This is a genomic window from Phocaeicola faecalis (assembly GCF_021730445.1).
GTDB lineage: Bacteria > Bacteroidota > Bacteroidia > Bacteroidales > Bacteroidaceae > Phocaeicola > Phocaeicola faecalis.
This window is the reverse complement of the sequence record NZ_JADNRM010000001.1, coordinates 12,184-27,164: the sequence shown is the minus strand read 5'-3', so window position 1 is coordinate 27,164 and position 14,981 is coordinate 12,184. Positions and strand designations below refer to the sequence as shown.

The following is a 14,981-nucleotide window of genomic DNA, read 5'->3' as shown; positions in this document are numbered from 1 at the left end:
TTCTTCCGCCATTTAATTCCGTATACTTCCTAATGAAAATATTCCCCATTCTATCGGATAAGGAAAATGAAAGAAAAACTATTCTTTGATATCCTGATACAAGAATCTTTTAATACTTTTTTTCGCTGTTTTTTCAAATTCCTCCGGATAGAGCTTACAACGCGCAATTTGTGAGTAAACAGGCAGTTGCTTGTTTAATTCAATGCGGTTCTCCTCCATGGCTCTTTCGATGTCGGCATGTTTAAGCCCATGTGCAAAAGCATCATCATTATCAGGATAAACCAATGCCACTAATTTGTCTTGCTGTAAAATAACCAAAGATTCCGATACGTATGGCATATTGTTGAGTCTTGACTCTATCTCCTCAGGATAAATGTTCTGTCCGGAAGCTGTGAGCAACAGATTCTTACAACGACCTTTGATATAAATGTGTCCTTCAGAATCAATCACTGCCATGTCTCCCGTATGCAGCCAACCGTCTTTATCAATCACCTGACCGGTGGCTTCTTCATTCTTATAATAACCTAACATCACATTAGCCCCTCGGCAAACCAGTTCACCCGGCACCTCTGTCGGGTTGGGAGATAAAACTTTAGCCTCCATACGTGCTGCCACCGTACCACAAGAAGCCTGTTTTAATTCCGTCCAATGATTATGACAGATAATAGGGCCACATTCTGTCATGCCGTATGCAATGGTATAAGGAAAATTAATACTGCGGACAAATGCTTCGACTTCTGCATTAAATGGTGCTCCTCCAATGATTATCTCTATAAAGTTTCCACCGAATACCTCCATTGCCTTTTGGCGTATCAGCTCTTTTATTTTGTCACTGATAATGGGGACATGAAGCAAGAGCTTGCCTAATTTATTATCCACCTTGGGCAAAATGTTTTTCTTGAATATCTTCTCTACAATCAACGGTACGCATGAAATGACCCTTGGACGAATTTCAGCAAAAGATTCTGCAATGATTTTGGGCGACGGCATACGAGTAAGAAACCACAGATGTGCACCGACAGTGAAACCGTAAAGAAAATCAAAAACCATGCCGAATACGTGTCCCAATGGGAGCATGGACACGACATTGTCACCTGCTTTGATTCCAATCTTTTCTGTACAATACAATACATTTGAAAGAATGCTGCGATAGGGGAGCATCACTCCTTTGGAATATCCGGTGGTGCCAGATGTATAATTGATTATTGAAAGTTCTTCAGGCGAAGTTTCTTTGCGGTATGACACATTCTCGGGGCGGAAACGGCATGGAAATTTGCGGCCGAACATTTCGTTAAGGTGTTCGCGGGCATAAGTCAACTTCTCCGAACGAGAGACTACCAGACCGAAATCCTTCAATTCAATGATACCTTCTAAATGGGGCATTACCATTTCATTCAGATTTTCCCACACTTGGTCACCAGCAAAAAGAAGCCGCGCTTCTGAATGGTTGACGATATTATGCACTTGATCGGGCTTGAATTCATGTAAAATGGGTACTACCACACCACCATACGTCATAACAGCAAGAAAAGTAACAGTCCAATGGGCACTATTACGTCCGCAAATGGCTATTTTATCTCCTTGCACGATGCCAGCATTCTCCAGCATAATGTGAATCTTCTCTATCTTTCGGGCGACATCCCGGTATTGAAGCGTAGCACCTTTGTAGTCAGTCAGAGCGTTCAAATACCAATTTGCCTTTATGCTTTGCTCTATAAGAGCGATAAAACTTTGTTCTAATTTCATGATAACTTTTGCACAATTTAGAGGCAAGTGTGCGCAAAAGTAGTAAAATGAGCCTATGAGATAGGAATAGACAATAGCATTTTACATTAATTTAACGTCATTCACTCAACTTCGCTCTTTTCTTCATCCTCTGTCAAAGGGTGGGGCTTAATAATAAGCCGCAATGAAGGATCATAAGTGAAATAGCTCCACATCCAATCTATAAAGATAAAAAGTCTGTTTTTCACTCCTACAATACTCATCAAATGGATAAAGAGCCACACGGCCCATGCCGGAAATCCCCCAAAACGAATTCTTGGCAATTCCACTACAGCTTTATTTCGTCCGATAGTTGCCATCGATCCTTTGTCATTGTATTCAAAAGGCACCAGTGGACGACACTGTTCCATATTCTTCAGATTCTTTAGTAAGTTCATTGCTTGTTGGATGGCGGGTTGCACTACCTGCGGGTGTCCTTTGGGGTATTTTTCCGAAATCATCAGAGCCGTATCACCTATAGCAAAAATATCCTTAAAGCTATTCACCTGATTATAAACATTAACTTTCAAGCGGTTACCCGGTCCATAGCTGCCTGCCGGAAGGCCGGGAAGACTATTAGCCTTTACACCGGCTACCCAATATACATTGTCTGATGCTAATGAAGTACCGCTACTCAGTCCCAAAACACCGTTCTCATAACTTTTCACTTGTTCTCCCAAATATATTTCCACTCCTAAATCAACGAGGTATTTCCTTACTTCTTCGGAAGATTCGGGAGAAAAGGCAGAGAGCAAGCGGGATGCGCCGTCGATAAGAATTATACGCATCAGACTGAGGTCTAAATCAGGGTAATCATGAGGCAGTATAAACTTACGCATTTCGGCAAGAGCACCTGCCAGTTCAATACCAGTGGCACCACCACCAACAATCGAAAATGTCATCAGTTGCTTACGCCTTTCGGGATCAGAGATATTAAGGGCTTTCTCAAAACTTGCCAATACCTGATTGCGATTGTGAAGTGCTTCAGCCGTAGTTTTGAGAGACATGGTACTATGTGCCACATTGTTATTGCCAAAGTAGTTAGTATAGCAACCGGTAGCTATAATCAGATAGTCATAGTCCAAAGTTCCAATAGATGTTTGTATTCTCTTTTCCTCAGGAAGTACTTCATTTACTTCACAGATGCGGATATGGAAATCAGGATATCCTTTGAATATTTTTCGAAAAGGAAACGAGATAGCACTGGGTTCTATTCCGGCTGTTGCCACTTGGTAGAGAAGAGGCTGGAATAGATGGTAATTGTTCTTGTCCAACAGCACGACTTGAAACGGTTGTCTTTTTAGTTTACGAGCTATTTTAAGTCCACCGAAGCCACCACCTACAATGACAATCCTTTTTTTATTTCCCCGGTCGGGGATATTAGTTATCTGTTCAGTCATATTTGTTATTCTTTATATAAAGAATAACAAACAACCGAAGTGCAATGTTTCGTCTTTCTCTATATAAAATCGAAAACAGAAGGGGTGATAGCAGTATTGTTATAGCTTGCGTCCTTTGTTTGCAACACTCGTCCGTCGGGCGTTAGGAATAGCTGATAAGTAGCATCAGAGTTATCCATATTTACCTGTATGACATAGACAGCGGGGCGTTTGGGAAACTCGATAAAAAAGACATTCTGTACCGTCCACTGTGAAAAGGAACTGAATGTAAAAGCATTGTAAGCACCGGGGGGCAGTTGATCGGCAGTTTGCAAATCGGTGTTAGTCATTACCCATTGAGCATTGGTATTCATCCACACTTTTGTGTCGAACCCATTTTGTACAAACTCAGCCGTATGGTAGTTCCCCTGTTGTGACCACTCGACATCAGTAGCCAAAGGATATATCTTTTTTAACGCTGAATAAAAGGCGGAAGGTGTCGCAGCAACACCTATTTGCGATGCCAAACAAATGATTATCAGGATATAATATCTTATTTTTATCATAATACGATAGTTGTCAAATACAATGGATAGAACAGCGGATATTCTTTTTTTGTTTATGGGGAACTAAAATATAATTTTATTCAGCTCTATATCCATTAGAAATTATATCTTTGCACCCCAATTTAAAACTATGAACAAATAATGGAGACATACGATATTTATTTCAGAGACGAACAAGACTCAGCCTATAAAGGCTTTAATTTGAAAAACAAAGAGAAAGCCATTCGGATGGCGGAAGATATGTTGGCAGAAAGAAAAGGCTATGTGAAGGACTTCCCGGGAGGAATTATTTCAGTTATAGATAAATTGACTAAAGAGGAAGTGTGGTCTAAGCCGATTCCAAAGAATTGAGAATATATTTTAGGCACGGAATACACGAATCTCATTGAAAAGAATAAAGAGAATCCGTGGGTATCCGTGCCTAAACTGTGCTATCTATATTAATAGAATAATTGTTCTGGTTTGATAGGAGTGAATCTCTCTTGATTCGCCTTGCGAATTGAGATGGAAGCATCATCCCACAATGAAGGCCATCCACCGATGATGTGTCCAAGGAACACTACTTTCAATTCGTGTAAACCTTTAGCTAATGCTACTGACTTGTCATTGCGCGAGAAACGTTTCACTTCACCCTCATTGCTGATAAGAAGTTTACCGTCAATCCATACCTCGTCATTGTTTGTGGTGAAGTAGTACACACCATCTTCGGGAATGTCTACATATCCGGTCGCGACAGCACCGTATTGTTTTACGCCACGCATACTTTCAGTAGATTCCACCTGACTGCGTATATCACGAAGAGACTTCACAGTCATTTCCTTCCAGTCTGTAGCCTTATCCAATTCACTTGCTTTAAAGAATGTGCCGTCAGCCATCTTCATCTTCAGCCCCGGAGTCGTTTTTTCAACCATTTTGGCAGGAGCCAATGTCTGTTTTTCTACAGTGATGTTACGAACCGGACTCATTTTTCCGGAAGGAAGAACGGTACGAATCTTCAATGTAGTGGTTTCTGTCACTTTAATCGGTTCTGTGTATTGAGTAGACGAAGGTGTAGGGTCAGTACCATCCAGCGTATAAACCATTGTTTCGGGACGTGTAGTCTTGAATGTCAATGAAGTGGAATCAACAAAGGCCACAAAGTTACAAGAACCGTTCGGTTGTTCGGGCTGTGGAATATGGTAATTGACATCATGACCATCCAAACGGACGTAAGCATTGTTGATACGACGTTCAAAGTCCTTGTAGTCCTTTTTATCCAATGGAGTCCATGCAATTTCAGAAACTGCCAACATACGCGGATACATACGATATTCCATAATGTCGGTATTATACATATATTCCGACCAATGGTTGGCTTGTACACCTTTTATGTATTTTTCCTTACCCAAGGTAACCAATGTATCGGGCACCGGATTATAGCTGTATACCTTTTCCAACAAGGTATAACCACCGATACTTACCGGCTCAATCTTTGAATCTCCTTGGAATGTATCAAGATACATACCGTTTCCGCCCGGAGTCATAATGGCATCATGATCCTGCAAAACAGAAGCAATACCTCCAGACTCTCCGCGCCATGACATTACAGTGGCCTCAGGACTCAAACCACCTTCCAAAATCTCATCCCATCCGATAATCTTTTTGCCGTGTTTAGCAAGCATTTTCTCCATACGCTGGATAACGTAGCTCTGCAAACGCTCTTCGGCCGTGTGATTTTTATCAGCTTTCAAGCCTTCAGCCTTGATGCGTGCCTGGCAAGCCGGACAATGCTTCCAGCTGCTTTTAGGACATTCATCACCGCCAATATGGAAATAAGTGCCGGGGAACAATGGAACCATTTCCTCAACAACATCTTCCAGGAATTTGAACATGTCTTCTTTTCCCGGACACATTACAATATCTTCCACACCCCAAATAATACGTGGAGTGGTGGGCTGACCTTTACAAGAAAGTTCGGGATAGGCCGAGATAGCAGCCAGTTCATGTCCCGGAGTTTCCAACTCAGGAATAACTGTAATAAAACGTTCGGCAGCGTAAGCCACTATATCCTTTATCTCCTCTTGTGTGTAGAAACCGCCATATTCAGTGCCCTCTCCATCAATACGCTTAGAGCCTATTTCGGTCAACTTTGGATATTTCTTGATTTCGATTCTCCATCCCTGGTCATCAGTAAGATGCCAATGGAACGTATTGATTTTGAACAAAGACAATACATCAAGCTGTTTTTTCACATTTTCTACCGGAATAAAATGACGACACGGATCAAGCATCATACCACGATAAGCAAAACGTGGAGCATCATCGATACTTACACAAGGTGCACTCCATTCGATGTTCTTGACAACTGAAGGGCTTTCCACCTCAGCAGGCAGCAATTGCAAAAGACTTTGCATACCATAAAAGACACCTTTTGGAGTCTTAGCTTGGATTTTGACACCTTTTGGGGTAACATCCAGTCGGTAGCCTTCCTCATTTCTCTCCATAGCAGGATCGATGAGGAGAGAGATTCCGCCATCCTTTTCAGCATCAGCCACTGCAAGATTAAATCCTGTGGAATTTTTCAATTTGGCAGCGAAGAACTCTGCAATAGTTTTGGCCTCCGGTGTAGGAGCATAGAAAGAAGTGTTGGAAGAAAGCAGGAAGCGACCTTCCTGTTGTTGCAAAGAAGCCGGCATTGGGATGATGTTTATCCCTTCATTGTAACTTCTTTCCGGTGCGGTCTGTGTACCGCATGATGTAAGTAAGCCGAGAGTAGCGGCTACACACACCGTAGTAAAAAGTTTTTTCATGTAAGTGAAATGTGTTTAAAGGTTTATCTTGGGCAACATGCCCTATAACATAATTGTCGGACTAAGATAGAGCAAAATTAGCTGATTGCCAAATTATGTGTCGGATATGTAACAAATTAGTAGTAAATAATGGGAATTTTTAATAATAATAGTTATCTTTGTAGGGCTAACTTATGATTAAGTAGCTTTCAGGCTTATAAGAACATAATCCTTATTTTCTAATTAAAATCTTTTATTATGAAGAAGTACATGGCAGAAACAATTGGTACAATGATTCTTGTACTGATGGGATGTGGAAGTGCAGTGTTTAATGGCGGTTGCGGAACTCCCGCCCAAGTATTAATGGTAGCGATGGCATTTGGCCTTTCGGTAGTGGCGATGGTTTACACTATCGGTGGAATTTCGGGTTGCCATATTAATCCCGCAATTACGTTGGGGTGTATGTTGTCCGGGCGTATGAAAGCTAAAGAAGGCATCATGTATATGGTATTTCAGGTGATAGGAGCATTAATAGGCTCTACAATTATCTGGATACTGACTTCCAACATTGACATGAATTATGCTACAACCACAGGAGCTAATGCTTGTGCTCCGGGAGTGAGTCTCGCCGGTGGTTTGATTGCCGAAGTCATCTTTTCTTTTGTATTTGTGTTGGTTGTATTAGGAACCACAGATGCAAAGAAGGGGGCCGGTAATTTTGCCGGTCTAGCTATCGGATTATCACTTATTTTAGTCCATATTGTTTGTATCCCCATCACAGGAACCTCTGTCAATCCTGCCCGCAGTATTGCTCCGGCACTCTTCCAAGGGGGTGAAGCACTATCTCAGCTATGGATATTTATCGTAGCTCCATTTGTAGGAGCTGCTTTGGCGGCAGGCGTATGGAAAACTGTTGAGAACAGCAAATAATTGAAAAATAAGATAGAGAGGTGTCAAAACTCCCTTTTTATCGAAATCACCCTCGCCACAGGTAGTTGTAGCGAGGGTGATTTTTAGTTTATGAGAGTTTCGACACACCCTCATTAATAAAATAGGAAGGAAAGCACGTAATTTCACCCTTTAAGCTGAACTTCATTATTTAACACCTGTCACCGGATGTTGTTTCCTCCGGTTTTCAACCTCTGCATACGTCTTGAACTCCCCAAGTCGTTTCATTAGCCGGCCTAAGTGTTTTCGTCCTTTCGATTATGCCTGTCTATTAGTCAGATTACTACAGACTCCAGCAATGGACTGTATAGTCCGTTACTGGAGACTGTATAGTCTATTACAGTGGACTGTACAGTCCGCTGCCGGAGTCTGTAATAATCTTCCGTTTAAAAGACCTTAGCCGACCCTATGAAACGGCTTACTCTTCCCTTTGTTGGTGATATGATATGTTAAGTCCCCAAGAATAACAAATGCCGGATTATTTTGTGGAATATGTATTGACGGATATAAGAAAATTAGGACACACTCAACATACATCCTAATTGCCGTTTGGTAAAGTTTCACAAATTCCTGATTTAGTCCCTTGTCTTATAAGAAGTCTATGAATCAAGGGGAGGGGGAGTATTGTGGAGCATGCGAGACTCGAACTCGCCACCTTTAGACTGCCAGTCTAACGCTCTAGCCAGATGAGCTAATGCCCCGGTTTTGTGGTGCAAAGATACATAGAAAATTCAAAATACAAAATAAAAGTCTCTTTTTTTTCTTCTGATTCCCTTCATATAATATTATTTTCTCTCCGTAAACGAACAAAGAATCATCCATTCTGTTTATGAAGTTCATCAGATAGGGCTATTTACAAGTGGCACTTATCTGATTAATTTAATTTTTTGTTCATAATAGATGCCCTGGCTTGCGAGAAGTCGGGGTATTTTTATTACATTTGCAAAAACATATCTATTTGAGGTAAAGATTAATGTAAATATAGAAAATTAATATGCTGATATATAATACCACTTATCAAGTAGCAATTGATGACGCACGCAATTTTGTCATCTGGCTCAATGAATACTATATTCCCGAAGTAGAAAAGCAAGGATTGCTTCAAACCCCACGTCTTACTCACATCCTCAGTCATAAAGAAGAAGACAGCGAATGTTTTTCCCTGCAATGGGAAGTAGAAGACAGTGCAGCTTTGCACCACTGGCATACCCTGCAAGGTATGAAACTCAATGAAGAAATGATGAAAGTATTCAAAGACAAAGTAATAGGATTTCCCACCTTAATGGAGGTTATCAAGTGATTCAGCCGGTTAAAGAAAAAATCATCCTGGGTATTGACCCCGGAACTACCATCATGGGCTACGGATTGCTGAAAATAACAGGCGCCAAACCGCAAGTCATTACCATGGGAGTGATAGATTTGCGCAAATACGACAACCATTATCTTAAACTTCGTCGAATCTTTGAGCGTGTCATCGGCATTATTGAGGCATACCTGCCCGATGAACTGGCCATTGAAGCACCCTTTTTCGGAAAAAATGTACAGTCCATGTTAAAATTAGGGCGTGCACAAGGTGTAGCAATGGCTGCCGCATTGAGCCGCGACATTCCCATCACTGAATATGCTCCATTAAAGATAAAAATGGCTATCACCGGCAATGGACAAGCCAGTAAAGAACAGGTGGCAGATATGCTAAAACGCATGCTCCATATTCCCGATAGCGAAATGTTACCTTTTATGGATGCTACCGATGGGCTCGCCGCAGCCTATTGTCATTATTTGCAAGCCGGAAGACCTACTCTTGCCAAAGAGTATTCAGGATGGAAAGATTTTATCAGCAAGAATCCTGATAAAATAAGGAAATAAACAAGAAAAGAATTTGTAAGTAACAATCTATAAATTTATGAATGTCAAACATGTTATTTGGGCATCGATAATGTCAACCACCATCAGTTGTCAGTCTGTAAAGAAAGAGTATACATCTTTTGATGAATATCCCATTCCCGAAGGAAAATTAGCGGAAATGGAATACTCGCCGATTGAAACGAAGTTCACACTTTGGGCACCTACAGCCGAAGAAGTGCGCGTATTATTATATGATTCGGGCAACGAAGGTTCTGCTTATCACACTCTGCCACTCGAAATGGGAGAAGATGGTACTTGGAATATCTCCGTCAAAGAAGATTTAAAAGGAAAGTTCTATACTTTTAATGTAAAAGTAAATGGTAAATGGCTGGGAGACACACCGGGCATTATGGCAAAAGCCGTGGGAGTAAACGGAAAGCGTGCCGCTGTCATTGACTTGCGTTCTACCGATCCTGAAGGTTGGGTGAATGATGCACGTCCGCCTTTAAAAGACTATTCCGACATCATAGTATATGAAATGCACCACCGCGATTTCTCATTGGACTCCGTTTCGGGTATTCATAATAAAGGAAAATTCCTTGCATTAACCGAATTGGGAACCACTACTTCGCTGGGTGAAAAAACCGGTATCGACCACCTGAAAGAGCTGGGTGTCACACATGTGCATATTCTGCCTTCATACGATTATGCATCTGTGGACGAAAGCAAACTCGACAAGGCACAATATAACTGGGGCTATGATCCTCAGAACTACAATGTGCCTGACGGCTCTTATTCCACCGATCCTTATAAGCCCGATGTAAGAATCAAGGAATTCAAGCAGATGGTACAGGCTCTCCACAAAGCAGGTATCCGCGTGGTACTCGATGTGGTTTATAATCATACTTTCAACACCGAAGAAAGCAACTTTGAGCGTACGGTGCCCGGCTACTTCTACCGCCAGACAAAGGACGGCGAACTGGCAAACGGGTCCGGTTGCGGAAACGAGACAGCCAGCGACCGTGCCATGATGCGTAAATACATGGTGGAGTCCATACTCTACTGGATAAACGAATATCACATTGATGGCTTCCGCTTTGACTTGATGGGCATCCACGACATCGAGACGATGAACGAAATCCGTGCTGCCGTAGACAAGATAGATCCATCCATCTTTATTTATGGTGAAGGATGGGCGGCCAGTGCTCCCCAACTTAATCAGGAAGAACTTGCCATGAAAGCCAATATATACAAGATGCCACGCATTGCCGCCTTCTCCGACGAAATGCGCGACGCTCTGCGCGGTGGCTGGGATGATGACCGGAAAGGTGCTTTCCTGATTGGCCTGCCGGGACACGAAATGAGCATCAAGTTTGGTTTGGTAGGAGCAATCAAGCATCCACAAGTAATAAATGATTCGGTGAATTACAGTAAAGAACCGTGGGCACTACAACCTACCCAAATGATAAGTTATGTAAGTTGCCATGACGACATGTGTTTGGCCGACAGATTAAAAGCTACAATGCCAGAAGCAACGGACGAAGAACGTGCCTCCCTGCACAAACTGGCCGAGACTTTTGTCTTCACTTCACAAGGTGTACCCTTTATCTTTGCCGGAGACGAAATGATGCGAGACAAGAAAGGAATACATAATTCTTACAATAGTCCCGATAGCATCAACACAATTAACTGGAAAAACAAGACCATATATCGTGATGTTTTTGATTATATGAAAGAATTGATAGCATTGCGAAAAGACCATCCGGCCTTCCGAATGGGCGATGCTGACAAAGTACGCCAACACATGGAGTTCTTGCCTGTAGAAGGCAGCAATTTGATGGCTTTTATCCTGAAAGACAATGCCAACGGCGACTCGTGGAAGAATATTATCGTGGCGTTCAACAGCCGTAAAGAACCTGCCAAATTATCCATTCCGGCCGGTCGTTACACAATAGTTTGTAAAGATGGAAAAATCAAGCAGTCGGGAATAGGACAAGTCTCAGGTGATGAAATCATTGTACCGGCACGCTCCGCAATGATTATTCATCAATAAAGCATATTCTTTACTCATTGACAGAATCAGAACAAAGCGACAACAGAAAAATGGAAAAGACATGGAGATGGTTTGGAAAGAATGATAAAATTACTCTTCCCATGTTGAGACAAATAGGAGTAGAAGGTATTGTGACTGCCCTTCACGAAATCCCCAACGGTGAGGTTTGGCCTTTGGAGGCCATCCTCAGCCAAAAGGCATATATTGAAGCTCACGGCCTACGCTGGTCGGTGGTGGAAAGTCTGCCGGTGAGTGAAGCCATAAAATATGGTGGTGATGAACGTGACGAACTGATAGAAAATTACAAGAAAAGCCTTGCCAATTTGGGCAAAGCAGGAGTAAAAACGGTTTGTTACAACTTCATGCCCGTCATCGACTGGATTCGTACCGACTTAGAACATCTTTGGGAAGACGGGACGACGTCACTCTATTTTGACAAGATACGTTTCGCATACTTCGACTGCCTGATTTTACAACGCGCGGAAGCGGAAAAAGACTACACTGCAAATGAGTTAAAACAAATGTACGAACTGCACAAAGTCATCACCGAAGCAGAAAAAGACGAACTTGTAGATACCATCATTGTTAAGACTCAAGGCTTTGTAAATGGGAATATCAAGGACGGAGACAAGAATCCTATTGACATATTCCGTCGTCTGCTGGCACTCTATAAAGGAGTGGACCGTAACGCCCTTCGTGAAAACCTACGTTACTTTCTTCAAGCCATTATGCCTGTATGCGATGAATATGGCATCAATATGTGCATCCATCCCGACGACCCTCCTTTCCCGGTCCTCGGTTTGCCACGCATCGTAACTTGTGAAGAGGATATTGCCTGGATACTGCATGTGGTAGACAATCCGCATAACGGACTCACTTTTTGCGCCGGTTCGCTCAGCGCAGGGCTACACAACAATGTACCTGCTTTAGCACGAATGTTTGCCCGCCGCACTCACTTTGTACACCTGCGCAGTACAAATGCCTTTCCCAACGGAAACTTCATCGAGGCATCCCATTTGGGAGGCCGTGCCCATATCATCGAGCTTATTCGTATCTTCGAGAAAGAACGTCCGGGCGTTCCCATGCGTGTAGACCATGGACGCATGATGCTCGATGATGCCGACAAGGGATACAACCCGGGATATTCATTCCACGGCCGCATGATGGCATTGGCCCAGATAGAAGGGATGATGGCAGTCGTCAACGACGAATCAAAACTTGAATCCTAAGTTGACATACATGCTCACTTTATCGGCATGGTTTGCATAGTTAATAGACGCTTCCAACGGGCCAAACATACTATCCAAACCATAGCCGATTCCACAGCCGAACATGGTTTTCTCTTTCAATAACCCGCTCACTTTATGACTGCTCAGCGCATAATTGGCGGTCAGGGTAACATAATGCACACTTCCCATTCGTTGCCGGAACTTCATCATACCTATCAATAATGCATTATCCATCAGTTCCACATTGTTTATTCCCACGAAAGGCAACTGCTGTTGCAAGAAGCGTGACGGAACATCTCCACCCATGGCATTCAGTTTAGAATAGGGAATTTCCCTACCGATAAGAAAACGTCCATATACAGACGGAAGAATGGAGAAACGGTTGGTCAGCCGCATCACTCCTTCACAATAACCTTTGATGGCAGAGAAAGGAGCGTGGTCATTATATTGCGTAAAATTGTCCGTATAGAGCGAATAGGAAGCGCGTGCCGATATACCCCGCGAAGGAAAATAAGCCTTGTCAAATGTTTCATATTCCATCTGGGCAAAATAACCAAAGAAATGCTCATTATCCGTCGAGTACTGCTGAGTGGTACTTCCTTCCTGATACAGAAATTTATCATAATCATAATATTCATAACGAAGGCCAATCCCGAAACGCACGTTCTTATACCACACATCCGAGAAAGCAAACTCTGCCTGATGATAACGAAAAGTAGAATTGTGGGTACGGTCGCCATAATGATAGAAATTGACATCATTGTATTGAAACAGGTAGGAGAGCCCGACACGTTTCAGCGGAGCCGGTTCCCACGCATAATTGATTCCGGCTGCATAGCGTTTACCCAAACGCCCCGTGAGTGACAAAGTACTAGGCAGCTTTCCCTTGAAATTACTAGTTACGTTTATTAATAAACTGGCTATTTCTTCCGAGTCAAAACGAATACCGACATTCAACTTATTTTCATACTTTTTGCTCAATGTATAATTCAGGTTATAACCACCTCCCGGAGCTTCAGGCAAATTATAAGTCGCTCCCGAATAGCCCAGATTGGCCGACAGGATAGCAGTAGCTTCCTCTATCCGACGGATACTTATCTCGGAATCCTCTTTAAGGTCGCATCGTTTCAACAACCATTTTTTATCTTTCTCATCGAGGCCGTCAAAAGTGATTTCTTTCACATATACCTTTCGTTCAGGCGAGTAAGGATAAGAAGGAATCGGTTGGGGCATATAAGTACTGTCCAGTCCCAGTTGACTTTTCAGAGCCATCAGTGCGCTATCCTGTGCCATGGCAGCTTCTTCTCCACGCATTATCAGAGTATCGATGGCAGAAGGAGTGAAGCTGGCGGCAGAATAACCTTCTACGTTTACCTTAATATAAGCAGTCGTCTCTTTCAGATTCTTCTTATATAAATCCTGTCCCATGAGATTCACCAATTGTCCCAATATGGCACCGGCACTATTTAATTCTCCGGCAGGTTTAAGCTCACTTTGAACATCCACGCCGATAATTAAGTCTGCCCCCATAGCACGTGCCACATTTACGGGATAGTTATTTACCACACCCCCGTCTACCAACACCATGCTGTCCAGTCTGACAGGAGTGAATACTCCGGGGATAGCCATACTAGCACGCATGGCAGTAGCCAATACACCTCCATGGAAATTGACCTCATTACCATTGACAATATTTTCGGAAACACAGGCAAAAGGAATAGGCAATTTATCAAAATTGATGGAATCGTGATAACCGATAGTAAGTTCACTGAACAAGTTAGCAAGATTCTGCCCTTTTATCAGTCCCCCGAAAACCTCGGCTTTTACCCCTTTACCGAACGGAATAGAAAATACATACTTTTGCGAGGCATCGCGTTCAGACAGGTTTTGCTCACTTCTCGGTATCTTATCGCTCAAAAGGAAAGTCCAATCCTGACGGCGCACCATGCTGTCGAGTTGTTCAGGAGAATAACCGATAGAGTAAAGACCACCGATGATAGACCCCATGCTGGTACCCACTACATAATCAATAGGGATACCGGCTTTTTCTATTACCTTCAGAGCACCGATGTGCGCCATGCCTTTAGCACCACCGCCACTCAGCACCACACCCACTTTTTTACGGTGGACAGGCCGAGACTGTGCTTTGAGAAGAGCAGGGAGAAGGAGTAGACACACTGCCATTGCAGTCAGTGAAAAACGATTGAATCGTTTGATGTTTATTTTTTGCATTTAGAAGCTCTTTTATATGAAAAACAAAAACTGTGCAAAGATGGTTTAATCTTTCGGAGGATGCAAGTTCTAATTGTTATAGTTATTGGTCGATTTTCTTTTTTCTTCGTTTTTTTTCAACCCTTTCAAATCAGCCTATATGCCATAACGAATCAAACAAATGCTACATGAAGATTACGTTTTTGCAATTTAAGGAA

11 protein-coding genes and 1 tRNA gene are annotated in these 14,981 nt (G+C 42.6%); 6 read left to right on the top strand and 6 right to left on the bottom strand.

Translation table 11 applies throughout. The features are described 5' to 3' along the window. Positions 1-78 precede the first annotated feature (78 nt). The 3 genes from IR173_RS00130 to IR173_RS00120 form a co-directional block, all read right to left on the bottom strand. On the bottom strand, positions 79-1,746 hold the full coding sequence (locus IR173_RS00130) for an AMP-binding protein (RefSeq protein WP_237037682.1): 1,668 nt from the start codon (positions 1,744-1,746) through the stop codon (positions 79-81). Between the two features lie 101 nt (positions 1,747-1,847). Beyond that, positions 1,848-3,164: an NAD(P)/FAD-dependent oxidoreductase gene (locus IR173_RS00125; RefSeq protein ID WP_237037681.1), complete on the bottom strand. Its 1,317-nt coding sequence runs from the start codon at positions 3,162-3,164 to the stop codon at positions 1,848-1,850. 59 nt (positions 3,165-3,223) lie between these two features. After that, entirely contained in the window at positions 3,224-3,709 is a 486-nt protein-coding gene (locus IR173_RS00120) for a PepSY-like domain-containing protein (protein ID WP_237037680.1), read from the bottom strand. Between the two features lie 141 nt (positions 3,710-3,850). Between IR173_RS00120 and IR173_RS00115 the strand changes: the two genes are divergently transcribed. Further along, entirely contained in the window at positions 3,851-4,060 is a 210-nt protein-coding gene (locus IR173_RS00115) for a hypothetical protein (RefSeq protein ID WP_237037679.1), read from the top strand. An 89-nt stretch (positions 4,061-4,149) separates the two neighbouring features. On the opposite strand, the gene IR173_RS00110 is transcribed toward IR173_RS00115, so the two are convergent. Further along, positions 4,150-6,498 (bottom strand): family 20 glycosylhydrolase, encoded by a 2,349-nt coding sequence (locus IR173_RS00110; protein ID WP_237037678.1) that lies wholly within the window; start codon positions 6,496-6,498, stop codon positions 4,150-4,152. Between the two features lie 237 nt (positions 6,499-6,735). On the opposite strand from IR173_RS00110, the gene IR173_RS00105 reads away from it, so the two are divergent. After that, positions 6,736-7,407 carry an MIP/aquaporin family protein gene (locus IR173_RS00105; protein WP_237037677.1) on the top strand — a complete coding sequence of 224 codons (672 nt, stop codon included), beginning with the start codon at positions 6,736-6,738 and terminating at the stop codon, positions 7,405-7,407. Positions 7,408-8,052: 645 nt separating this feature from the next. On the opposite strand, the gene IR173_RS00100 is transcribed toward IR173_RS00105, so the two are convergent. Beyond that, a tRNA-Ala gene (locus IR173_RS00100) sits at positions 8,053-8,126 on the bottom strand. Between the two features lie 293 nt (positions 8,127-8,419). Here IR173_RS00100 and IR173_RS00095 point away from each other — a divergent pair. The 4 genes from IR173_RS00095 to uxuA are packed head-to-tail and all read left to right on the top strand — an operon-like array spanning position 8,420 to position 12,552. Continuing rightward, on the top strand, positions 8,420-8,725 hold the full coding sequence (locus IR173_RS00095; RefSeq protein WP_237037676.1) for a DUF4286 family protein: 306 nt from the start codon (positions 8,420-8,422) through the stop codon (positions 8,723-8,725). Continuing rightward, on the top strand, positions 8,722-9,291 hold the full coding sequence (ruvC, locus tag IR173_RS00090) for a crossover junction endodeoxyribonuclease RuvC (RefSeq protein ID WP_237037675.1): 570 nt from the start codon (positions 8,722-8,724) through the stop codon (positions 9,289-9,291). Before IR173_RS00095 ends, ruvC begins: the two co-directional genes overlap by 4 nt. 37 nt (positions 9,292-9,328) lie before the next feature. Beyond that, a complete protein-coding gene (gene pulA / locus IR173_RS00085) occupies positions 9,329-11,323 on the top strand; it encodes a type I pullulanase (RefSeq protein ID WP_237037674.1) in 1,995 nt (664 codons plus the stop codon). A 50-nt stretch (positions 11,324-11,373) separates the two neighbouring features. Further along, on the top strand, positions 11,374-12,552 hold the full coding sequence (gene uxuA / locus IR173_RS00080) for a mannonate dehydratase (protein WP_237037673.1): 1,179 nt from the start codon (positions 11,374-11,376) through the stop codon (positions 12,550-12,552). Here uxuA and IR173_RS00075 read toward each other — a convergent pair. Then, entirely contained in the window at positions 12,535-14,736 is a 2,202-nt protein-coding gene (locus tag IR173_RS00075) for a patatin-like phospholipase family protein (RefSeq protein WP_237038398.1), read from the bottom strand. The two genes, uxuA and IR173_RS00075, sit on opposite strands and share 18 nt — an antisense overlap. Positions 14,737-14,981 lie beyond the last annotated feature (245 nt).

Coding starts and splice junctions, on each gene's coding strand:
- IR173_RS00125 (WP_237037681.1), bottom strand. CDS start 3,164: ATGACTGAACAGATAACTAATATCCCCGACCGGGGAAATAAAAAAAGG.
- IR173_RS00095 (WP_237037676.1), top strand. CDS start 8,420: ATGCTGATATATAATACCACTTATCAAGTAGCAATTGATGACGCACGC.
- IR173_RS00130 (WP_237037682.1), bottom strand. CDS start 1,746: ATGAAATTAGAACAAAGTTTTATCGCTCTTATAGAGCAAAGCATAAAG.
- pulA (WP_237037674.1), top strand. CDS start 9,329: ATGAATGTCAAACATGTTATTTGGGCATCGATAATGTCAACCACCATC.
- IR173_RS00120 (WP_237037680.1), bottom strand. CDS start 3,709: ATGATAAAAATAAGATATTATATCCTGATAATCATTTGTTTGGCATCG.
- IR173_RS00115 (WP_237037679.1), top strand. CDS start 3,851: ATGGAGACATACGATATTTATTTCAGAGACGAACAAGACTCAGCCTAT.
- uxuA (WP_237037673.1), top strand. CDS start 11,374: ATGGAAAAGACATGGAGATGGTTTGGAAAGAATGATAAAATTACTCTT.
- IR173_RS00105 (WP_237037677.1), top strand. CDS start 6,736: ATGAAGAAGTACATGGCAGAAACAATTGGTACAATGATTCTTGTACTG.
- IR173_RS00075 (WP_237038398.1), bottom strand. CDS start 14,736: ATGGCAGTGTGTCTACTCCTTCTCCCTGCTCTTCTCAAAGCACAGTCT.
- IR173_RS00110 (WP_237037678.1), bottom strand. CDS start 6,498: ATGAAAAAACTTTTTACTACGGTGTGTGTAGCCGCTACTCTCGGCTTA.